Consider the following 22,120-nt stretch of genomic DNA (forward strand, 5'->3'; position numbering starts at 1 on the left):
CGTGGCTTTTATGATCCATCCACCACCGATCGCTTCTACCGTTAACGATCCTGAGGCCTGCATGGTATTTGTTTAAACCGTTAGTAATTTGGTTGACCTTTTTAAAACTGGTTAACCATTACGGAACTTAAACCTGTAATGGAGAAAGATCGATGTTAAAACCCGTTGAAACCCGTAGTCGTGAAATCAAAACGCTGGATGGCCTGTGGGACTTTGCCGTTGACCGCGACGGCCAGGGGATGACCCGGCAGTGGTGGAAGCAGCCGCTGAATGAGAGCCGCAGCATTGCGGTCCCCGGCAGCTTCAATGAACAGTTTGCCGATGCGGAAATTCGCAATCACGTGGGTAACGTCTGGTATCAGCGCACGGTGATCGTTCCTGCGGGCTGGGAGGATCGCCGCATCGTACTGCGCTTCGACGCCGTGACCCACTACGGCAAAGTGTGGGTGAACGATCGGGAAGTGATGGAACATCAGGGGGGCTATACCCCATTTGAATGCGTGATTTCCCCGCAGGCTAAACCCGGTGAGAGCATCCGCATCACCGTCTGCGTCAACAACGAGCTGAGCTGGCAGACCATCCCGCCGGGCACCATCGTCGAAGACGATGCCGGTAAATGCGAGCAGCTCTACTTCCACGATTTCTTCAACTACGCCGGGATCCATCGCAGCGTGATGCTTTACACCACGCCGGAAACCCACGTCCGCGATATCCACGTGGTCACCGATCTCACCGACGATCGTCAGCAGGCTATCGTTCGCTACAGCGTGGCGGCGGAAGGCAAGGTGCGCGTGGTGCTGAAGGATCGCCAGCAGCAGACCGTAGCTGAAAGTGAGGGTGCCAGCGGTGAACTGCGGGTGAATGCGCCGCATCTGTGGCAGCCGGGCAATGCCTATCTCTACACCCTGTGGGCCAGCGTCAGCAACGGCAGCAGCCACGACGAGTATCCGCTGCGCGTCGGCATCCGCACGGTAAAAGTGGTGGGCGAGCAGTTCCTGATTAACGACCAGCCTTTCTACTTCACCGGCTTTGGCCGACATGAGGATGCGGATATTCGCGGCAAGGGCTTCGATCACGCGCTGATGGTGCACGACCACGCGCTGATGAACTGGATTGGCGCGAACTCCTACCGGACATCGCACTACCCTTACGCGGAGGAGATGCTCGACTGGGCGGACGAACACGGCATTGTGGTGATTAACGAAACGCCGGCGGTGGGGCTGAATCTGGCGCTGGGCATCACCTTTGACGGCGCGGCCAAACCGGCACAGCTGTTCTCCGACGAAGCGGTCAACGATGAAACCCAGCGGGCGCACCTGCGGGCGATTGAAGAGCTGATTGCCCGTGATAAAAACCACCCGTCGGTGGTGATGTGGAGCATCGCCAACGAGCCGGATGCCAACCAGCAGGGCGCCAGGGACTACTTTGCCCCACTGGCCGCCGCCACGCGTGAACTGGATCCGACCCGCCCGATTACCTGCGTCAACGTGATGTTCTGCACCGCCGAAACCGACACCATTACCGATCTGTTTGACGTGGTATGCCTGAACCGCTACTTCGGCTGGTACACCCAGTCGGCAAATCTGGCGAAGGCGGAACGTGCGCTGGAAGCCGAGCTGCGCGCCTGGCAGGAGAAGCTGCACCGCCCAATCATTATCACCGAATACGGTGCCGATACGCTGGCAGGGCTGCACTCGTCCTATCAGGAGATGTGGAGCGAAGAATTCCAGAACGCCTTCCTCGACATGTATCACCGGGTCTTCGACCGCGTCAGTGCGGTGGTGGGCGAGCACGTGTGGAACTTTGCCGACTTTGCCACCTCGCAAAACATTATTCGCGTCGGCGGCAACAAAAAAGGCATCTTCACCCGCGACAGAAAGCCAAAATCCTCCGCGTTTGTCCTGCGCGAGCGCTGGACGTCACGCACCCCGTTTACCAAACCCGGCGATGCGGAGTAATCCCCGATGAAAAATAGCCTCACATGGAAAAATATTGTGGGCTATGGCTTAGGCGACGTTGCTAACAACTTCGCCTTTGCTATGGGCGCGATGTTTTTACTGAACTATTACACCGATACCGCCGGGATCTCTGCGGCCGTGGCCGGAACCATGCTGCTGGTGGTAAGAGTTTTCGATGCCGTCGCCGACGTGGTGGTGGGCAGAGTGGTGGACAGCACCCGCAGCCGCTGGGGAAAATTCCGGCCGTTTATCCTGTTCGGTGCGGTACCCCTGATGGTCTTCAGCATCCTGGTGTTTTCCGTGCCGTCATTTTTAAGCGACGGCCAGAAGATCTTCTATATCTATCTGACCTACATGGGCCTTGGGGTCTGCTATTCGCTGGTCAATATCCCCTACGGATCGCTGTCTACCGCCATGACCCAGAATCCGGAAGAGCGCGCCAGGCTGGGGGCCGCCCGCACGATTATGGCCTCGTTTACCTATACGCTGCTGGCCTTCGTGATTTCTCCGGCCATTGGCGGCGGCCACGGTGAGTCGCAGTCCACCTACACGCTCTATACCGCGATTCTGGCCGTGGTTGGCGTCGGGCTGTACTGGATGTGCTTTGCCAGCACGCGGGAGAACATCACCCGCACGGTTGAACAGCCCTCGCTGCGCATCAGCCTGCGCACGCTGAAGAGCAACCGGCCGCTGATTATTCTGTGCCTGGTGGCGATAGCCACCCTGACCGGCACCTTTTCACTCAGCGCCGCCGGGCTGTATTACGTGCGCTATATCCTCAACGATATGAGCTATTTCAGCGTGCTGATTTTTATCCAGACCTTCCTCGGCGCGGTGCTGGCCGCACCGCTGGTGCCGCGGCTGGTGAAGCGCATGGGGAAAAAATCGACCTTCCTGCTCGGATCGGGAATTGCCGCCTGCAGCTATCTCACGCTGTTTTTTTTCCTCTCTGCATCGCCGTACGTCGCCTTCGCCCTGTTTGCCTGCGCCTCGTTTGGCGCCAGCCTGTGCATGACGGTGATGTGGGCGCTGGAGGCGGATACCGTGGAGTACGGCGAGTATCGCACCGGGGTACGCATTGAAGGCTTAACCTACTCGCTGTTCTCCTTCACCCGCAAATGTGGCCAGGCGCTGGGGGGTTCCCTGCCCGCGTTTATTCTCGTTTCGTTCGGCTATGTTTCTAACCAGCCGCAAACGGTGGAAGCGGTGATGGGTATTAAACTTTCCGTGGCGGTGATCCCCGCGCTCTTTATGCTGCTGGCCTTTATCGGAATGATTTTCTATCCGCTGACCGAAAAACGCTACCAGCAGATATTAGCCGAAATAGAACACCGCAAGAAAAACAGCCAGGAATTCTTAGAGACGCTGGAAGAAAACCAGGTTTACCGCCGCAGAACAGAATAATAACCCATTCGGGGTAAATAATGATGACACTGATAGCGAGAAATACGCTGATCGGCGGCTGCGTGCTGCTCTGCAGCTGGCCGCTGTATGCCTCCTCATTTAATCAACAGGATGACGATGCGGTAAGATTACGCTTAAGAAACGAACTGCGCCGGGCGGACAAACCCAGCGCGGGCAGCGGGCGGGATATTTACGCCTGGGTGCAGGGTGCGGCGCTGGAATATAACAGCCATTATTATCAGGACCGTGTGGGCGTGGATCTCGGTGATTTTTATGTTTATAAACTGGGCGCACGAAATAACTGGAGTTCACGCTGGTATCTCAACGGCACGGACAGTTTTAATCGCTACACCGCCGCGTTGAAATTTAAATGGTCCGAACGGCTGTATATTAAGGCCGGACGGATGGTGACCGACAGCGCATACAGCGGTGGAAAAGATCTGCTAATTATTAACTCGTCGTCGCAGCGAACGGTGCCGACATTATCCGATGCGGTATTGATGCAGTATCGGGTGAATGAAGAGCTGGATATTTATGCCATGTATCGGCACGGGATTTATACCTACCCGGACGTTGCGGAAGGGGTACATAAAACCGGGCCGGTCAACCCGGAAACCTATCGCCATGATACGCTCAGGCCGCAGTATATCGCCGCTCTGGCCTGGCAACGCCAGTGCGACAACGCCGGGCTGGCCGTCTCCTGGCAGGAGGACGTGGCGGCGCAGGTGATGACCAAAGGCGCACGCTGCATCCCGCTGGCGGGCGACGGGCAGGAGGTCATCAAACCGGAGTTTATGGCGTTCTACGCCCGGCTTAACGGCACCAGCACCCGCTATGACGGACCGGATAACGCCTGGGTGATGAGCGGGCAGCTGAGCTACATCGTGCCGCGCGGTCGGCTCTCGTTTGGGGTGGGTAAAACCGGGAATAAACCCAACGGACTGAGCGGCATCGATACCGATCTGGGCTACCCGTTCGATCTGAGCATCGACCGTAACCACAGCGATATGTGGTCGGTGCAATTCGGCGGCACGCTGAACCTGCCGGGTGAAACCTTTATCGGCATCGCCCCGATCCTGACCCACGGCTATGAGGATATCCACCACCGGGTGACCATTAACGGGCTGAGTACCAACCTGCTGTTCGGCTATCAGCCGCAAAGTGGGCTGTTTAAGGGCGCGAAGGCGCTGCTGGTGCTGAATAAGGCGCGGGAGCATCGCAACGGCAGTGCCTTTGGCGACCGGCTGGACTATTACGATATCAAGATGAACCTGCAGTATGATTTTATGCTGAAGTAACCGCGTGATGGCGTCAGTAGTGAGTGGTTGACGCCGGACATCCCCCCTGCAGAGAAGCGGCCGCCCGCACGTATCGCCCAACTCCGTTTTGCAATCCTCCGTAAGTTGTCTACGCCCAACGCACACAGGGAACAGACTATGTTACGGATGCTCGCGCTCATCATTTGCCTGACGGCTCTCACCGGCTGTGCCACCATGGACAGCAGAACGCCGGAAAACTATCAGAGAAACTCATTTTATTCAGGAACGCAGCAGGACTATCACTGCTTTTTTGATTCGGCGCTGTGCGCGCTCGATCTGCCGCTGTCGGTGGTGGGGGATACGCTGATGACGCCGTTTGACGGCTGGTACTATTATCAGACGCCGGATGATGGCGAAACAGAGCGTCACTGAGGAACGGTGTGAACGGGGGTGAGGCTCACCCCCGCTGAAAACTTACTTCAGCTTGCGCATCACCAGGGTGGCGTTGGTGCCGCCGAAGCCGAAGCTGTTGGACATGACGGTAGTCAGTTCACGCTCGGTCGGTTCGGTGATGATGTCCAGGCCTTCTGCTGCCGGGTCCAGCTCGTCGATGTTGATGCTTGGGGCGATAAAGCCGTGTTCCAGCATCAGCAGCGAGTAGATAGCTTCCTGCACGCCTGCAGCACCCAGTGAGTGGCCGGTCATGGCTTTGGTTGCCGACATCGCCGGAGTTTTGTCCGGGAAGACGGCACGGATCGCGCCCAGCTCTTTCACGTCGCCAACCGGTGTGGAGGTACCGTGAGTGTTGAGGTAATCCACCGGCGTATCCACGCCTTCCATCGCCATACGCATGCAGCGCATTGCGCCTTCGCCGGAAGGTGCCACCATGTCCGCACCGTCAGAGGTTGCGCCATAGCCGACGATTTCGGCGTAGATGTGCGCGCCACGCGCCAGCGCGTGCTCCAGCTCTTCAACCACCACCATGCCGCCGCCGCCGGCGATAACGAAGCCGTCACGGCTGGTATCGTAGGTGCGTGAGGCTTTTTCCGGGGTTTCATTGTATTTGGTAGAGAGTGCGCCCATGGCGTCAAACTCACAGGACATTTCCCAGCACAGCTCTTCGCCGCCGCCGGCAAATACGATGTCCTGTTTACCCAGCTGGATTTGCTCAACCGCGTTACCGATGCAGTGGGCAGAGGTCGCACAGGCGGAGCTGATAGAGTAGTTCACGCCGTGAATTTTAAACGGGGTTGCCAGGCAGGCAGACACGCCTGAGGCCATCGCCTTAGTCACCATGTAAGGACCGACGCCGCGCAGACCTTTTGCGCGCATGCCGTCAACGCTGGCCGCCTGGTAGAACGGCGAGCCGCCGCCGGAACCGGCAACCAGGCCCACGCGTGGGTTATTCTGATACTGCTCAACGGTCAGACCGGAATCCTTTACGGCATCCTGCATAGCGAGGAAAGCGTAGATAGAAGCATCGCTCATAAAGCGCAGCATTTTGCGATCGATACGCGCGGAGATATCGTCTTTAGACAGTTTGACGTTACCCCAGACGTGACTACGCATACCGGAATCTTTCAGCTCCTGCGAGAAGGTAATGCCGGAACGTCCTTCGCGTAATGACGCCAGAACTTCTTCCTGGTTATTACCAATACTGGATACGATTCCAAGGCCAGTAATCACAGCACGTTTCATTCAATACCTCTTCTACTTCTATTATTAGGATTCGACACGCACTCTAGCTTACAGATGTACGCCGAACAAGTCCGATCAGCGTTTTCCTTGTGTAAATTTGCGTAGCCTGGCTCACATAGTTAGAATCCCGCCACTGCCTGAGCAATGAGCCTTTGTCGTGAAAACCGCCCCAATTGAGTACGCTGCGCTAAGCTGGAACGAACAGGGTACACCTGTATCCCGAGCGTTTGATGACGTCTACTTCTCCAACCAGAATGGTCTGAAAGAGACGGAATACGTCTTCCTGGACGGTAACGGCCTGCCCGATCGCTTTGCTCAGCATCCGCGCGATCTGTTTATCGCCGCCGAAACCGGTTTTGGCACCGGGCTGAATTTTCTCACCCTGTGGCAGGCGTTCGATCGCTTCCGCCAGCAGCATCCCGATGCCCCACTCCAGCGCCTGCATTTCATCAGCTGCGAGAAATTCCCGCTCAGCCCTGAGGATTTAGCCGCCGCGCACGCCAGCTGGCCGGAGCTGGAACCCTGGGCGCGCGCCCTGCGGCAACAGTGGCCTTCCGCGCTGGCGGGCTGCCATCGCCTGCTGCTTGACGGCGGCCGTATCACCCTGGATCTGTGGTTTGGCGATATTAACCAGCTAATTCACACTTTTGATGACACGCTGAACCAGCAGGTGGATGCCTGGTTCCTGGACGGCTTCGCCCCGTCGAAAAACCCGGACATGTGGACCGATGCGCTGTTCGCCTGCATGGCGCGGCTGGCGCGGCCGGGCGCGACGCTGGCCACTTTCACCTGTGCCGGATTCGTGCGGCGCGGACTGCTGGCCGCAGGCTTTAGCGTCAGCAAGCGCAAAGGCTACGGGCAAAAACGCGAAATGCTGGTAGGCCATCTGCCCGCCGCCATTGAGGCTCCGCTTCAGGCACCGTGGTACGCCCGCCCCGCGGCCAGCGGTGACGATATCGCCCTGATTGGCGGCGGCGTGGCCAGCGCGCTGCTGGCCAACGCGCTGCTGCGTCGCGGCAGGCGCGTCACCCTCTACAGCGAAGCATCCGCGCCCGCCGAAGGGGCTTCCGGCAATCGCCAGGGCGCGCTTTACCCATTACTGACCCATCACGATCCGGCGCTGGCGACCTTCTTCCCCGCCGCGTTTACCTTTGCGCGGCGTATGTACGACGCGCTGACCGTTCCCTTTGAGCACGACTGGTGCGGCGTGACCCAGCTCGGCTGGGATCAAAAAAGCGCGGATAAGATCGCGAATATGCTGGGCATGGCGCTGCCTGCCGATATCGCGCGTGCGGTGGACGCCGACGAGGTCAGGGCCATGACCGGGGTGGAAACCGGCTGCGGCGGCATAACCTACCCTGCGGGCGGCTGGCTTTCCCCCGCCGAACTGACCGCCGGACTGATTCGTCAGGCCTGCGATCGGGGAATGACCGTGCACTGGCAGCACGAGCTGAGCGGTCTACTCCGCCAGCAGGATGAATGGCAGCTAAGCTTCCGCCAGCAGGAACCTGTTCGGCATCGCAACGTGGTGCTGTGCAGCGGCCACCGTCTTGCCGATCTCGCTCAGAGCGAGAAGCTGCCGGTTTACGCCGTGGGCGGCCAGGTGAGCCACGTCACCGGCGGTAGCGGACTGGCGGCGCTAAAGCAGGTGCTGTGCTACGACGGCTATCTCACCCCGGTCAGCCCGCAGTTCCAGCAGCACTGCATCGGGGCCAGCTACCGCCGGGGCGACAGCAGCACCGATTACCGCGATGAGGATCAGCAGGAAAACCGCGACCGCCTGCTGCGCTGCCTGCCGCAGGCGGAGTGGGCGAAGGAGATTGATATCAGTGCCGGATCGGCACGCTGCGGGGTGCGCTGCGCCTCCCGCGATCATCTGCCGCTCATTGGCGCGCTGCCCGACTACGATCGCCTGATTGAGCAGTACGCGCAGCTTTCTCAGCAACGGGAGCTGGCGGGCACGGCACCGGTTCACGAGGGCGCTTTTGTACTGGGCGCGCTCGGCTCGCGCGGCCTGTGCAGCGGCCCGCTGGCGGCGGAGATCCTTGCCGCACAGCTATGCGGGGAGCCGATCCCGCTGGACAGCGAGACGCTTGCCGCCATCAGCCCAAATCGTTACTGGGTGCGTAAACTGCTGAAAGGGAAAATGCTGCGATGATGGCCGTGTTTTAATGTAATCGTGCGTTAGCCGGGAAATCCGCTTAACAACTGGCACGAAAATCGCCTAAAATTTTAAAACCCGTGCTTTTATCATGGGTTTTATTATTTTCAGGCCAGGCACCTTGATCATGGATGTGCCTGACCATCAACGGATGATTCAGCTATGCACTTCACGCTTAACGGCAGGCGCGTCGAGATTGACGACGCGCTGTCTGATACTCCCCTGCTCTATATCCTGCGGAATGATTTTCAGCTTAATGGTCCCAAATACGGCTGCGGCGTTGGGGAATGCGGCGCCTGCACCATCCATATTGACGGGCTGGCCGCACGTTCCTGCAGTATCCCTGCCGGCAATGTCGCAGGGAAAAGCGTTGTCACGCTGGAAGGCCTGGCAGAAGGTTCGCAGCTCCATCCGGTACAGCAGGGGTTTATTGACGAACAGGCCGCGCAGTGCGGCTACTGCACCAACGGCATGATTATGACGCTGGTGGCGCTGTTTACCCGTCACCCGAATGCCTCTGAACAGCAGATTAAAAGTGAGCTGGCCTTCAACCTCTGCCGCTGCGGCACTCACCTGGAGATCCTGCGCGCGGCGGAAAAGGCACGGGCGATTATTGCCGGAGGGCAATCGTCATGAACACCTTTGCCCTCACCCGACGCCGCCTGCTGCAGGCGGGCGGCATCCTCAGCGTCAGCGCCCTGCTGCCGCACTTCGCACGGGCATCGGGTCTGCCCGATTCCGTATTCCCGGTCAGCGAACGGTCAATGGGCCAGCTGGACAGTTTTATCGCGCTCTCCGCCGACGGCAGCGTGACCGCATTCAACGGCCATGTCGACCTCGGCACCGGCGTGCGGACCGCGCTGGCCCAGTACGTAGCCGATGCGCTCGACGTGGACTTTAGCGCGGTGACGATGATCCTCGGGGATACCTCTCTGACGCCCGATCAGGGGCCGACCATTGCCAGCTCCACGTTACAGGTCACGGCGATCCCCCTGCGGAAAGCCGCCAGCCAGCTACGCCAGCAGCTGATCCATCTGGCCGCCGCCGCGATGAAGGTGCCGGCAGAGGCGCTGCACACCGAATCCGGCTGGGTGGTGGACAGCAGCACGCCATCCCGGCGGCTGAGCTACGGTCAGCTTGCCAGCAACAAGGACAGCCATCAGCCGCTCGATCCGAATACGCCGCTGAACACCGGCAGCCCGCGCTACGTCGGCCGGTCGGTCGCCCGCGTGGATATTCCGGCCAAGGTCACCGGTAAACTGAGCTGGATCCACGATTTACGCCTGCCGGGTATGCTGCATGGCCGCGTCATCCGGCCGCCCTATCCCGGTACCGACAGCAGCGCCCCGCTGGGCTACAGCCTGATTTCCGTCGATGAAAGTTCAATTGCGCACCTGCGGGGGATCGTGAAGGTGGTGGTTAAGCATGATTTCATCGGTATTGTTGCGCGCCGCGAAGAGCAGGCTATCGCCGCCATGCGCGCGCTGAAAGTCCAGTGGCAGCCCTGGGCGAAGGTTCCGCCGCTCGATCCTGATACGCTGGCGGTGACGCTGGCGAACTGTGCGAAAGACCCGCGCGTGCTGCGTGAGGATGCGGGTATCGACGGCGCGCTGAACGAGCGGCATATCGCGGTCGATGCCGATTACGTCTGGCCCTATCAGATGCACGGTTCAATCGGGCCTTCCTGCGCGGTGGCCGACGTGTCCACCAGCCAGGCGGTGATCTGGTCCGGTACGCAGAACCCGCACGATCTCCGCCACGATTTGTCGCTGCTGCTGGGAATGGATGCCTGCTGGATTGAGGTGAAGCGCATGGAGGCCTCCGGCTGCTACGGCCGTAACTGCGCCGATGACGTTTCGGCGGATGCCGCGCTGCTGTCTCAGGCGACGGGGCATCCGGTACGCGTACAGCTGATGCGCGAACAGGAATCCGCGTGGGAGCCGAAAGGCAGCGGGCAGCTGATGCGCGTTCGCGGCGGCCTGGACAAAGACCTGAATGTTTCCTGCTACGAGCTTTTCACCTGCTATCCCTCCAATAACGCCACTACGTTACCGCTACTGTTAACCCGGAAAACTAAAAATACCCCGAACGTCCAGACGATGGGGGATCGCTCCGCGATTCCTCAGTATCGTTTCCCGCAGATGCGAGTGGTCTGCGAGGATGCCGCACCGCTGGTGCGCGCCTCGTGGATGCGCGGCGTTTCGGCACTGCCCAACGTTTTTGCTCATGAAAGCTGGCTGGATGAAGTGGCCTGGCGTGCCGGGCAGGACCCCATTGCGTTCCGTTTACGCTCGCTGGACGACAAGCGTGCCGTCGCACTGATTGATGACGTCAAAAACCTGTCCGGCTGGCAGGACGGGCCAACCCACCGCCAGCGGCAGCAGGACGAAATCCTGCAGGGCCGCGGCTTTGCCTGGGCCCGCTACTTCCACAGCAAATTCCCCGGGTTCGGGGCGGCCTGGGCGGCGTGGGTGTGCGATCTGACGGTTAATACCCGCACCGGCGAAGTGCGGATTAAAAAGGTGTTTGTCAGCCACGACTGCGGGCAGATGGTCAATCCGGCGGGGGTCCGCCATCAGGTCCACGGCAACATTATCCAGTGTTGTAGCCGGGTGCTGAAAGAGACGGCGACCTTTGATAGTCGCGGCACCACCTCGCTGGAGTGGGGAAGCTACCCGCTGCTGCGCTTCGATGAACTGCCGGAGGTCGATATCCGGCTGCTGGATTATCCCGAACAGCCGCCGATGGGCGCGGGGGAGTCGGCCTCGGTTCCCGGTGCGGCAGCGATTGCCAATGCGCTATTTGACGCCACAGGAAGGCGATTCCGTGCTCCTCCGTTTACCGCGGAGCGGGTACTGCAGATTTTACAGGGAGCTGAACAATGAACCGCTGGAAAAAAAGAACGCTTTCGCTGTTTGCTCTGGTGCTGGCCACCGGAGCCACAGTGCTGATATTCAGCCTGCAGCCTGAGATCGTGCCCATCGCTCCCCCGCAGGCCAGCCAGTTCAGCGCTGAACAGGTGGCGCGAGGCAAAATGCTGGCAGCGCTGGGTGACTGCAGCGTTTGCCACACCCGTGCCGGCGGGCAGCGCGATGCCGGCGGAATGATGTTCGAAACGCAGTTCGGCACGATCTACAGCAGCAATATCACCCCCGACGTTGAAACCGGTATCGGTAACTGGTCCTATCCGGCCTTTAAGCGGGCCATGCGCTATGGCATTAACCGCGAGGGGCATTACCTCTATCCGGCCTTCCCCTATACCTCGTTTACCATTGCTCGCGATGACGATCTGCAGGATCTTTACGCCTGGCTGATGACGCAGCCCGCCGTGAAAAATCGCCCGCCGCGCACCGAACTGCATTTTCCCTTTAATATCCGCCAGGGGATGTTCGCCTGGAACTGGCTTTTCCTGAAGCCCGGGCCTGTCCCGGCCAACCCTCAGCAGAGCGAAGAGTGGAATCGGGGAGCCTATCTGGGGGAAGGGCTGGGCCACTGTAGCGCCTGCCACTCGCCGCGCAATCTGGCCGGTGCGGAAAAAGGCGGCCATCATCATCTCAGCGGCGGCAATGCCGAAGGCTGGAACGTTCCGGCGCTGAATGCCCGGTCCCCTGCCCCCATTCCCTGGAACCATCAGCAGCTGGTGCAGTATATGCGTCAGGGTTACGCCCCCTCTCACGGGGTGGCGGCCGGGCCGATGGCGCCGGTGATTGCCGAAGGGTTGTCGCAGCTGCCGGACAAGGACCTGCAGGCGATTGCCACCTGGCTGGCCAGCTTCCAGCCGTCCTGGCCGGACCACAGCAGCGAAGTCAGCCGCCAGGCCGAGCAGCAAATGATGCTGGCGGACTCGCCCGGTGCCCGTCAGTTCGCCGGCTCCTGCATGGCCTGTCACGCGCAGAATACGGGCCCAAAGCTCTACGGCGTCCGGCCCTCGCTGATGCTCAACAGCAACCTGTATAACGACAGCCCGGACAACCTGATTCGCGTGATTCTGGACGGGATCCCGCATCCGGCCACGCCAGCGCTGGGCAGCATGCCCGGTTTTCGCTACCAGTTGGACGATCGGCAGATCGCCGTATTGCTAAATTACCTGCGGACCGATCTGGCCCAGCGCGCTTCCTGGCCGGACCTGCCCCATCGCGTACAGCTCATTCGCCAACAAACCGAGGCCACGCCATGATTGCCAGTACCGGGATCCTGCTGATGGCGGCAGGGTTAAGCCGCCGCTACCGCCAGCAGTGCGGGCAGCACAAGCTTCAGACCGCTCCCGCCGATAACAATCCGTTTCCCCTGCTGGAACGCAACCTGCAGCTGGCGACCGCCGTCGCGGGCCAGCAGGTCAATGTGGTGCTGCGCCCGGAAGACCGCGAGATGATCGCCCTTGCGCGACGCTATCAGTGTGCGGTTACGCTGCTGGCCAGCCCCGGTTTAGGCAGTTCAATTGCCGCCGGCGTGGCAAATCGCCCCTGGTGGACGGGCTGGCTGGTGATGCTCGCCGATATGCCGTGGCTGCAGCAGAAGACCGTCATGCGGGTCTTTCAGGGACTGCAGTTTGCGGATACCGTGCGTCCGGTGTGGCACCAGCAGCCAGGGCACCCGGTAGCGTTTAGCCGGATGCTGCGCCAGTCGCTGCTGGCGCTGAGCGGTGACGCGGGCGCAAACAGCATTCTGGATCGGTACCCACCGCTGCTGATTGAGGTGAACGATCCCGGCTGCGTGCGGGACATCGACGAGCCGATGGACTGGCAAAGAGAGAGATGAACATGCTTTCACCGGATACCCGGGTGCTGGAGTTTGCGCTGAGCGAAGCCGGGCAGCACAAAGACCTCTGGCTGTGTACCGTGCTTTATACCTGGGGGTCGGCACCGCGCTCGCCAGGCGCGCTGATGGCGGTCAGTCAGACGGGGGAAGGATGCGGTTCACTTTCCGGCGGCTGCATTGAAGAACACTTCCTGCAGCGGCTGGCGCAGGGCGAATATCACATGCCAAGCCAGCGAGTGCGCTACGGCGCGGGCAGCGATATCACGGAGATTACCCTGCCCTGCGGCGGCAGTCTTGAGGTGCTGGTGGAATACCTGCCGGCTACGGCCGCAACCCTGGATTATCTGCACCGTATGCTGCTGGCCCTGCGCGGTGAGTTTGCGCAGGAAAAAAGGCTGGAACCCGGCCAGCCCGCGACGCTGGAACCCTGCCCTCATCCGACGCCCGGCCCGGCGGTGTATCAGCAGGGCACCACGCTGTGCCTGCGGCTGGCTCCGCCGGTAAATATCATTATCGCCGGGCTGTCACCGGTGGCGGAATACTGCATTGAGTTTGCCCGCGCGGTGGGTTTCACCGTGCTGGTGTGCGAACACCGCGAGGCGCTGCGGGCGGCATTCAATGCGTCAACGGTGCTGCCGGATTTCCCCGCCCGCTACCTTGAACGGCAGGGATGCACCCCGAACAGCGCGATACTTTGCCTGACGCATGACGCACGAATTGACGATTTGACGCTGATGGAGGCCTGCCGGACACCGGCTTTTTACATCGGGGCGCTGGGTTCGTGGCGCAACAGTGAAAAGCGCCGGGATCGGCTGAGGAGCGTTGCGGACCTGGATGAAATACAGCTGGCGCGTATCCACGGCCCGGTCGGCCTGGCTATCGGCAGCAAAACCCCGGCTGAAATCGCGCTGGCAATAATTGCCGATATTGTACGAGTTAAGAACGGTGCAGCAGGGAATTCTCAGCCACCGCGGTAAGGATTGTCACCCACCGCGGTGGCCTACACGTCACGGCACGTCAGGAAGGCTGACGTGCCTGACTGAACAGATTTTCCCACATGCCGATCACCAGCGCCTGATCGCGCGGCGACAGTTCGGACTGAATGGTATTTTCCAGGCTCTGCTGAACGTGGGCCTGCAACGCTTCGGGCGTATGGTCGCCGGAGAGTTCAATTTCAGCCACCGCCACGGTCAGATGGCCGCGCAGATAGCCGCTGGCAAACAGCTCGTCGTCGCTGGCGTGCTCTACCATGTCATCAATCAGGCCCAGAATACGCGCCTCGAATTCATCGATCATATCATTCCTCTGTAGGCAATTCGCTCCACGCGCATTACAAATCTTCCGGCCACGGAAAATGTTCTGCAGTCAGCGGTGGGGTAGTATAAAACGAGCGGAGTTCGGCAATCAGACGCGCCGGGCGGGCGGGGATGCCCTGTTCCAGATAAGCCATTACCTGCGCATGGACCTTGCGCTGAAAAGCAATGCGATCTGGCTCACAATCTCCTTCAAGATTGTCACAGCTTACGTTGAACGGAAAGCCCGCCGCAACAGAAAACAGCCACTCCAGCGCCTGCGGTTTAATCTCCGCGGCTTCGAACTGCGCCTGAGTAGTGGCATCACGCCCGTCCGGGCAGTACCAGTAGCCAAAATCCACCAGCTTGCGGCGCTCGGCCCCGGCAATACACCAGTGCGAAATTTCGTGCAGCCCGCTGGCATAATAGCCGTGGGCAAACACCACCCGGTTCCATGGGGATGTATCGTCTGCCGGCAGATAGATCGGCTCATCGTCGCCTTTAATCAGGCGGGTTTGAAAATCATCAACAAAGCAGCGATCGAAGATCTCAATCAGCTGCTGATAGTGGTGTTGCGTGCTCATAGCTGTTTGTCGTCAAAGTAAAAAAACGCGCAATTGTCGCATTATGTCAGCCCGGTTACGAGCACTATTACAGCGTCTGCGACTGGCGGCGAAAGGCCAGCGGCGCCAGCCCGTAATGCTCCTTGAAGGCGCGCGAAAAATGGAACGGCGAAACAAATCCGCACTGCTCGGCAATCAGCGCGACCGGCAGCTCGCTGTGGATCAGCTGGCGACCGGCATGGCGAAGGCGTACGTCGCGCAGGTAGCGTGCCGGAGTCTGGTGCAAATGGCGGCGAAACAGCGCAATGAGGTGATTAACCGAGCAGTGCGCCTGTGCGGCAATATCCTCCAGCGCCAGCGGATGCTGATAGCGCATGGCAATATATTTACAGGCTTCACGTACCCCTTTCGGCATGGTTTGTAGCGAGTCGCCCTGCGGGCCGCCGCCGCGCGAGGCATAATAGTAGAGCAGCGTTTCCGCCAGCGAGATCAGCGCACGAGCGGCACCGGCGGGCTGTGCGGCCAGGCTCATGCCCAGCTCCATCAGCTGTTCCACCTGGTTATCAAACACAATCGTCGGCGGCAGAGGCTGCAGGTCACGGTTAAAATCTCCCGGCAGCGCGGCAAAATCCAGCTGGCACCAGATATGTTCGCTGGGCCCGGCGGGATCGAAGCGAAAGAACTCGCGCTGGCCGGGCAGCAGCAGCGCCAGCATTCCTGGCAGCAGCTGCTGCGTCCGGTCGTCAATTTCAATGGTTACGCTACCGCTCAGCATGGCGATAAACTGGATGCCGCGCTGCACGCGTGGCCCGTGCGTTTCCCCCGCACCGTAGCGCGACAGACCAAAATATCCTTCCGTCGGTGCAACCGGCAGTGTGATTTCAGATATTTTTCTCACTACTCTGGTCATGTACCCTCCCGGGCCTGTCAGGCTATCTTTTCCCCCATCTTCAGCCGGATGGCGGCTAATGCAATCTCAACGCTGATGCAGCCGCTGATTTTGCGACGCGGATCAAACTTTGATTTCAGACAGGAGAAATGATGAGCAACACCAATGTTCAACTTGGCGTCAGCCCGCTGGCATGGACCAACGACGTGCTGGAAGACCTGGGCGATAACGTCTCGGCCCTGCAGTGCATGCAGGAGGCCGCCGCTATCGGCTATCAGGGGATTGAGCTGGGGCGTAAGTTCCCTCGTGAAGTCGCCACTCTTCAGCCGCTGCTGCAGGAAACCGGCCTGTCGCTGGCCTCCGGATGGTTCTCCGGCACGCTGGCGGACATCAGCGTGGAACAGGAATTACGCAACGTGGCCGATCACGCCCGTCTGCTGAGCGGCCTCGGCTGCGGGGTGATGGTGTACGGCGAGTGCAGCGGGATGCCGGGGGAGACGCCGCTGGATATCGGTATCTCGCACTCACCTGCGCTCAGCGCCATCGATTTTGATGCCTATGCGCGGCGGATGAGCGAGTTCTCTTCGGTGCTGTATCAGGAGTACGGCCTGAAGCTGGCCTACCATCACCATCTGATGATGCTGGTTGAGCACCAGGATGAGATCGAGCGCTTCTTCTCCGCCACCGCTGACGACGTCGGTATGCTGCTGGATACCGGCCACGCGGTGGCTGCAGGCAGCGATCTGAACGCGCTGATTAGCCGCTTCGGCAGCCGTATCTGCCATATCCACCTGAAGGATATCCGCCGCGAGCGCATGGCACAGGTCTACGCGCAGGATCAAAGCTTCAACGAGGGCGTGCGCGGCGGCATGTTTACCGTGCCGGGCGACGGCTATATCGACTATCAGCCGGTGGTCGACTACGTCAACGGCAGCGGCTATCGCGGCTGGCTGATTGTGGAAGCCGAGCAGGATCCGCTGAAAGCGCCACCGGTACCGACGGTGACGCGCGCCTTTACCCACGTTAACTCCCTCTTCTCGCTGTAAGGAATCATCATGTCTGACACGCTGAATATTGGTCTTATCGGCTCCGGTTTTATGGGCCAGGCGCATGCCGATGCGATTCGCCGCGCCGCGCTGCTCTACCCCAACCTGCCGAAAACGCCGGTGCTGTACGCCATTGCCGATCAAAATCAGTCGATGGCTGAACAGGCGGCGAAACGCTTTGGCGCGCTGCACGCGTTCGGCGACTGGCGCGAAATGCTGCAGGATCCGAACATCGACGTGATTGATATCACCTCGCCAAACCATCTGCACCATCAGATGGCGCTGGAGGCGATTGCCGCCGGTAAACACGTTTACTGCGAGAAGCCGCTGGCCGTCACCGAGCCGCAGGCGCGGGAGATGGCGGAAGCCGCGCGTAAAGCCGGGGTGAAAACCATGGTGGCCTTTAACAACATTAAAACCCCGGCGGCGCAGCTGGCAAAACAGCTGATTGAACGCGGCGAAATCGGCACGCCGGTGCGCTTCCGTGGCACCTTCGACCAGGGCTTCTATAACGATCCTGAACTGCCGTGGTCCTGGCGCTGCTCGAAGGAGCTGGCCGGTTCAGGCTCGCTCGGCGATTTGGGCGCGCACACGCTGTCGGTGGCGCAGTATCTGATGGGCGGCGTGAGCGAAGTCTGCGCCAGCGGCCAGACCCATCTGAAAACCCGCCCGGTGCCGGGCGTCGACAGCGGCTATGCCAGCAAGGTTGAGGCCAACGCCGAGCGCCGCGAGGTGGAGAACGATGACCAGATGCAGTGCCTGGTCACCTTCGACAGCGGTGCCGCCGGGGTGATTGAATCCTCGCGCATCGCCGCCGGGCGTATTTTTGGCGTCTACTGGGAAGTTTCCGGCACCGAGGGCACGCTGTATATGGACGGCGAGCGTTTTAACGAGCTGCAGGTGTTCCGCTTTAACGACGACAAGCGCGATCGCGGCTTTAAAACCCTGTATGCCGGTAGCCAGATCCCGTCCTATTTCGCCTTCTTTGGCTTTGATTTCGGCGGCGGCGGGCTGGGCTACTTCGACGTGAAGGTGCTGGAAGTGCACGATCTGGTACAGGGCATCTGCCGCGATGACGACTGCTACCCCAACTTTGCTTTTGGCTGGGAGAACCAGCGGATCCTGCAGGCGATTGAGGATTCAATGGATCAGCGCCGCTGGGTCAACGTCAGCCGGGGCTGAATCTCAGAAGGAAAGCGGATGCTTTGTCAGGCGCTACGACGGTTAAATTTTGCTTAATCGTAGGGGGTAGCGCCTGATTTTTTCGTATCCGGCAGGAGAATGACGCGCCGCTTACAGCGCGTGGAACCACGCAATAATTTCCGCACCGTGGCTGTCAAACAGCAGTTTGGCGCTCATCACCGCGGAAACAATGACGATCATTGGGCGAATCAGCGTCTGGCCCTTGCTCAGCACCATTCTGGCACCGAGGCGCGCGCCGCACACCTGTCCCGCCAGCATCACCACGCCCACGCCCCACACCACCTTACCGCCGAGCATAAACAGCAGCAGGCCGCCAAGATTCGAGGTGAAGTTCAGCATTTTGGCATGCGCGGTGGATTTCGCGAGGTTGTAACCGCACAGGGTGACGAACGCCAGCGCGTAAAACGACCCGGCTCCTGGCCCGAAGAAGCCGTCATAGAAACCGACGCAGCCCCCGGCGACCAGCGCAAACGGCAGGCCGTGCAGGCGACGATGACGATCCTCTTCGCCAATGCGCGGCATCAGCAGGAAGTACAGACCAATGGCAATCACCAGCAGCGGCAGCAGCTGGCGCAGAATGTCGCCCTTGACGTGCTGCACCAGCAGCGCACCGCAGATCGAACCCAGAAACGTCAGGGCGATATTCAGCTTCTGCTCGCGCAGATCCACCGCCTTACGGCGAATAAAATAGAGGCTGGCGGAGAACGAGCCGCCGACGGACTGCAGCTTGTTGGTGGCCAGCGCCTGCGCCGGAGACAGCCCGGCAGCGAGCAGTGCCGGCACGGTCAGTAACCCACCGCCCCCGGCGATTGAGTCAATAAAACCGGCAAGCAATGCCACCAGAAACAGCACCCCCAGTAACCACGGGGCAACGGCAAACCACTCCATCTGAGTTCCTTAGATCCTGAATGTAACGGCGATCAGAGCAAATGCCGATCCAGCAGCGCCTGACAGGCCTGCGGCAACGGTGGCGGCTCGCGTTTTACCGGCGGGGTGGTACCCGGTTTCGGCGGAGCAAACCAGCTTTGCAGCTCGGCTCCGCAGCCATCGCCCGCAGGCGGCAGCGGCTGATCCTCACACTGCAGGCTGCCCGCCGGGCAGCGCAGGCGCACGTGCATATGCGCACGATGCTGGAACCACGGACGCACCTTGCGCAGCCAGTCGCGATCGGCGCCGGCATCGGCGCACAGCTGCTTTTTGATCGCCGGGTTGACGAAGATACGCGTCACGTCATTATCCTTCGCCGCCAGCTTGATCAGGCTGTCGATCTGCGGCTGCCAGTGGCGCGCAACGACGTTTTTACCGTCGGCGCTGACCAGATCCAGCGGCTGCGGCTTCAGCAGCATCTGCTGCGTCCAGCGCTGCTTCGGCAGCTGGAGCCAGATATCCACGTCCAGACCGGACTGGTGGCTGGCGTGGCCGCTGCTGAAGCGCCCGCCGGCCGCCATGCCCATATCCCCCACCAGCACTTCGCCCAGACCCAGCTGGGTGGTACGCGTACTGAGGCGCTGGATAAAGGCGATCAGATCGGGATGACCGAAATAACGACGCTGATCGGTGCGCATCACCTGATAGCCCGGTGCCTCCAGCGGCAGCGCCTGAGCGCCGATAATGCAGCCGTTAGAAAACGCGCCAATCGACTGCGGCGCACCGCTTATCGGCTGGCGAATTGTCTGCCACGGCGTGGCCGCCACGGATGCGGCAGAAACCAGCAGGGTACACAGCAGAAGCAGCGTCTTTTTCATCGTCGTTACCAGCGTGGGATATCGGTGTGAACGTCAGCGTTCTGCGCGCGATGGCGCAGCAGGTGATCCATCAGCACAATCGCCATCATCGCTTCGGCAATCGGCACCGCACGAATGCCCACGCAGGGATCGTGACGGCCTTTAGTGATCATTTCCACTTCTTCGCCGCTGCGGGTAATGGTCTGGCCCGGTACGGTGATGCTGGAAGTGGGTTTCATCGCAAGGTGCGCAATAATGGTCTGGCCGCTGCTGATGCCGCCGAGAATGCCGCCCGCGTGGTTGCTCTGGAAGCCGCTGGCGCGGATTTCATCACGGTGCTGGCTGCCACGCTGGTTAACCACCGCGAAACCGTCACCGATTTCAATGCCCTTCACAGCGTTGATGCTCATCAGCGCGTGCGCCAGGTCGGCGTCCAGGCGATCGAAGACCGGTTCACCAAGGCCGACCGGAACCCGCTCCGCCATCACCGTGATTTTCGCACCAATCGAGTCGCCCTCTTTTTTCAGGCCGCGCATCAGTTCGTCCAGCGCCTCGATTTTGTCCGGATCCGGGCAGAAGAACGGGTTCTGCTCAACCTGATCCCAGTCCTTCAGTTCGCAGGCCACGTCGCCGATCTGCGCCAGGTAGCCGCGCACCTGAATACCGTGCTTCATTTCCAGATATTTTTTGGCAATCGCCCCCGCCGCAACGCGCATGGCGGTTTCACGGGCGGATGAACGGCCGCCGCCACGATAGTCGCGGAAGCCGTATTTTTGATCGTAGGTGTAATCGGCATGGCCAGGGCGGAACAGATCTTTGATCGTGCCGTAATCCTGTGAACGCTGGTCGGTGTTCTCGATCAGCAGCCCAATGCTGGTACCGGTGGTGCGGCCTTCAAACACGCCGGAAAGGATTTTGACCCGATCCGGTTCGCGGCGCTGGGTGGTGTAGCGCGAGGTGCCAGGGCGGCGACGGTCGAGATCGTGCTGCAAATCGGCTTCGGTCAAGGGAATGCCCGGCGGCACGCCGTCAACGATACAGCCGAGGGCGATACCGTGAGATTCGCCAAACGTCGTTACCCGAAATACTTGTCCAATGGTATTACCCGCCATACTGGCTCCTCGATCTGTTTTTCTAATTAGTCTTTGAACATTTTGAAGTGATGCTGGGCATCGATAATCTGCTGTTTGGTCAGCATAAATACGCCGTCACCACCGTTATCGAACTCCAGCCAGGTGAAAGGCACATCCGGGTACTGTTCGATCATATGCACCATGCTGTTACCCACTTCGCAGATCAGCACGCCGTCATCGCTCAGATAGTTTGGCGCGCAGGCCAGAATACGACGCACCAGCTTCAGGCCATCGCGCCCCGCCGCCAGGCCCAGCTCCGGCTCGTGACGATATTCATCGGGCAGATCGTCCATATCGTCCGCATCCACGTACGGCGGATTGGTGACGATCAGATCGTACTGCGTTTCCGGCAGGCCGCGGAACAGATCGGCGCGGATCGGCGTGACGTGCTGGTCAAGACCGTGAGCGCTGATGTTCTGCTCGGTGACCGCCAGCGCATCGGTGGAGATATCAACCGCATCCACTTCCGCTTCCGGGAAGGCGTAGGCACAGGCTATCGCGATGCAGCCGCTGCCGGTGCACATGTCCAGAATATGGCGCGGCTCGTCGCTGATGATGCCGTCGAAACGGTTATTGATCAGTTCACCCACCGGCGAACGCGGCACCAGCACGCGCTCATCAACGTAAAATTCATGGCCGCAGAACCACGCTTTATTGGTCAGATAGGCAACCGGAATGCGCTCGTTAACGCGGCGGATCACCCGCTCAACGATACGGTGACGCTCGCTGGAGGTCAGGCGCGCGGTGTGCATATCTTCCGGGATATCCAGCGGCAGGTAGAGCGTTGGCAGCACCAGCTGAACGGCTTCGTCCCAGGGATTGTCGGTGCCGTGGCCGTACCAGATATCAGCAGCAGAAAAGCGGCTGACCGACCAGCGCAACATATCCTGAATGGTGTGCAGTTCATTCACTGCTTCATCGACGAAAATTTTGTCCAAAGTGCCCTCCGCAGGCCGTTCGTTAAACCCGGGCGCTAGTTTGCCACGAAGACGCAGATAATTCAGCGCGAGGGGATGAAAAAGCTGAGATTTG

At 60.2% G+C, this 22,120-nt stretch carries 20 protein-coding genes; 12 read left to right on the forward strand and 8 right to left on the reverse strand.

The annotated features are described in order from the left end of the window. Window positions 1-152 precede the first annotated feature (152 nt). The 4 genes from uidA to PGH32_RS11680 all read left to right on the forward strand — a co-directional run bounded on the left by uidA (window position 153) and on the right by PGH32_RS11680 (window position 5,053). Window positions 153-1,958 (forward strand): beta-glucuronidase, encoded by a 1,806-nt coding sequence (uidA, locus tag PGH32_RS11665; protein WP_337894097.1) that lies wholly within the window; start codon window positions 153-155, stop codon window positions 1,956-1,958. A gap of 6 nt (window positions 1,959-1,964) precedes the next feature. Beyond that, entirely contained in the window at window positions 1,965-3,362 is a 1,398-nt protein-coding gene (gene uidB, locus PGH32_RS11670) for a glucuronide transporter (RefSeq protein ID WP_314420851.1), read from the forward strand. 20 nt (window positions 3,363-3,382) lie between these two features. Next, window positions 3,383-4,660: a glucuronide uptake porin UidC gene (locus tag PGH32_RS11675; protein WP_337894098.1), complete on the forward strand. Its 1,278-nt coding sequence runs from the start codon at window positions 3,383-3,385 to the stop codon at window positions 4,658-4,660. A gap of 138 nt (window positions 4,661-4,798) precedes the next feature. Further along, window positions 4,799-5,053: a YceK/YidQ family lipoprotein gene (locus tag PGH32_RS11680; protein ID WP_314420854.1), complete on the forward strand. Its 255-nt coding sequence runs from the start codon at window positions 4,799-4,801 to the stop codon at window positions 5,051-5,053. Window positions 5,054-5,095: 42 nt separating this feature from the next. On the opposite strand, the gene fabB is transcribed toward PGH32_RS11680, so the two are convergent. Then, complete coding sequence (gene fabB / locus PGH32_RS11685) at window positions 5,096-6,319, reverse strand: beta-ketoacyl-ACP synthase I (RefSeq protein ID WP_105591216.1); 1,224 nt, start codon at window positions 6,317-6,319, stop codon at window positions 5,096-5,098. A gap of 157 nt (window positions 6,320-6,476) precedes the next feature. Here fabB and mnmC point away from each other — a divergent pair, with 157 nt between their 5' ends. The 6 genes from mnmC to PGH32_RS11715 all read left to right on the forward strand — a co-directional run bounded on the left by mnmC (window position 6,477) and on the right by PGH32_RS11715 (window position 14,215). Next, window positions 6,477-8,477 carry a bifunctional tRNA (5-methylaminomethyl-2-thiouridine)(34)-methyltransferase MnmD/FAD-dependent 5-carboxymethylaminomethyl-2-thiouridine(34) oxidoreductase MnmC gene (mnmC, locus tag PGH32_RS11690; RefSeq protein ID WP_337894099.1) on the forward strand — a complete coding sequence of 667 codons (2,001 nt, stop codon included), beginning with the start codon at window positions 6,477-6,479 and terminating at the stop codon, window positions 8,475-8,477. A 165-nt stretch (window positions 8,478-8,642) separates the two neighbouring features. Further along, a complete protein-coding gene (locus PGH32_RS11695; protein WP_337894100.1) occupies window positions 8,643-9,116 on the forward strand; it encodes a (2Fe-2S)-binding protein in 474 nt (157 codons plus the stop codon). Then, window positions 9,113-11,365: a xanthine dehydrogenase family protein molybdopterin-binding subunit gene (locus PGH32_RS11700; protein ID WP_337894101.1), complete on the forward strand. Its 2,253-nt coding sequence runs from the start codon at window positions 9,113-9,115 to the stop codon at window positions 11,363-11,365. The genes PGH32_RS11695 and PGH32_RS11700 overlap by 4 nt, the downstream gene beginning before the upstream one ends. Beyond that, window positions 11,362-12,657 carry a c-type cytochrome gene (locus tag PGH32_RS11705; RefSeq protein WP_337894102.1) on the forward strand — a complete coding sequence of 432 codons (1,296 nt, stop codon included), beginning with the start codon at window positions 11,362-11,364 and terminating at the stop codon, window positions 12,655-12,657. The genes PGH32_RS11700 and PGH32_RS11705 overlap by 4 nt, the downstream gene beginning before the upstream one ends. Then, the gene (locus PGH32_RS11710) at window positions 12,654-13,238 is read left to right on the forward strand and encodes a nucleotidyltransferase family protein (protein ID WP_337894103.1); all 585 of its coding nucleotides are present in this window, start codon (window positions 12,654-12,656) and stop codon (window positions 13,236-13,238) included. The genes PGH32_RS11705 and PGH32_RS11710 overlap by 4 nt, the downstream gene beginning before the upstream one ends. Beyond that, window positions 13,235-14,215 carry an XdhC family protein gene (locus tag PGH32_RS11715; RefSeq protein ID WP_337894104.1) on the forward strand — a complete coding sequence of 327 codons (981 nt, stop codon included), beginning with the start codon at window positions 13,235-13,237 and terminating at the stop codon, window positions 14,213-14,215. The genes PGH32_RS11710 and PGH32_RS11715 overlap by 4 nt, the downstream gene beginning before the upstream one ends. A 40-nt stretch (window positions 14,216-14,255) precedes the next feature. Here PGH32_RS11715 and PGH32_RS11720 read toward each other — a convergent pair whose 3' ends face one another. The 3 genes from PGH32_RS11720 to PGH32_RS11730 all read right to left on the reverse strand — a co-directional run bounded on the left by PGH32_RS11720 (window position 14,256) and on the right by PGH32_RS11730 (window position 16,003). Further along, a complete protein-coding gene (locus PGH32_RS11720; protein ID WP_314420867.1) occupies window positions 14,256-14,534 on the reverse strand; it encodes a YfcL family protein in 279 nt (92 codons plus the stop codon). Between the two features lie 34 nt (window positions 14,535-14,568). After that, window positions 14,569-15,114, reverse strand: a complete 546-nt coding sequence (locus PGH32_RS11725; RefSeq protein ID WP_314420869.1) for an elongation factor P hydroxylase — start codon at window positions 15,112-15,114, stop codon at window positions 14,569-14,571. 67 nt (window positions 15,115-15,181) lie between these two features. Continuing rightward, window positions 15,182-16,003 carry a helix-turn-helix transcriptional regulator gene (locus PGH32_RS11730; protein ID WP_314420870.1) on the reverse strand — a complete coding sequence of 274 codons (822 nt, stop codon included), beginning with the start codon at window positions 16,001-16,003 and terminating at the stop codon, window positions 15,182-15,184. Between the two features lie 131 nt (window positions 16,004-16,134). On the opposite strand from PGH32_RS11730, the gene iolE reads away from it, so the two are divergent. Both iolE and PGH32_RS11740 read left to right on the forward strand, forming a co-directional pair. Next, complete coding sequence (gene iolE, locus PGH32_RS11735; RefSeq protein ID WP_337894105.1) at window positions 16,135-17,028, forward strand: myo-inosose-2 dehydratase; 894 nt, start codon at window positions 16,135-16,137, stop codon at window positions 17,026-17,028. Window positions 17,029-17,037: 9 nt separating this feature from the next. Then, entirely contained in the window at window positions 17,038-18,210 is a 1,173-nt protein-coding gene (locus tag PGH32_RS11740) for a Gfo/Idh/MocA family protein (protein WP_337894106.1), read from the forward strand. Window positions 18,211-18,321: 111 nt separating this feature from the next. On the opposite strand, the gene PGH32_RS11745 is transcribed toward PGH32_RS11740, so the two are convergent. Genes PGH32_RS11745 through prmB form a run of 4 tightly spaced genes read right to left on the reverse strand, consistent with a single transcriptional unit; the run spans window position 18,322 to window position 22,026 of the window. Continuing rightward, window positions 18,322-19,119 (reverse strand): sulfite exporter TauE/SafE family protein, encoded by a 798-nt coding sequence (locus tag PGH32_RS11745; RefSeq protein WP_337894107.1) that lies wholly within the window; start codon window positions 19,117-19,119, stop codon window positions 18,322-18,324. Window positions 19,120-19,151: 32 nt separating this feature from the next. Beyond that, window positions 19,152-19,976 carry a penicillin-insensitive murein endopeptidase gene (mepA, locus tag PGH32_RS11750; RefSeq protein WP_337894108.1) on the reverse strand — a complete coding sequence of 275 codons (825 nt, stop codon included), beginning with the start codon at window positions 19,974-19,976 and terminating at the stop codon, window positions 19,152-19,154. Between the two features lie 5 nt (window positions 19,977-19,981). Next, window positions 19,982-21,067, reverse strand: a complete 1,086-nt coding sequence (gene aroC / locus PGH32_RS11755; RefSeq protein ID WP_314420876.1) for a chorismate synthase — start codon at window positions 21,065-21,067, stop codon at window positions 19,982-19,984. Between the two features lie 26 nt (window positions 21,068-21,093). After that, window positions 21,094-22,026, reverse strand: a complete 933-nt coding sequence (gene prmB / locus PGH32_RS11760) for a 50S ribosomal protein L3 N(5)-glutamine methyltransferase (protein ID WP_123335339.1) — start codon at window positions 22,024-22,026, stop codon at window positions 21,094-21,096. Window positions 22,027-22,120: the final 94 nt, after the last annotated feature.

Source organism: Erwinia sp. SLM-02 (genome assembly GCF_037450285.1).
In the GTDB taxonomy this organism is placed as follows: domain Bacteria; phylum Pseudomonadota; class Gammaproteobacteria; order Enterobacterales; family Enterobacteriaceae; genus Erwinia.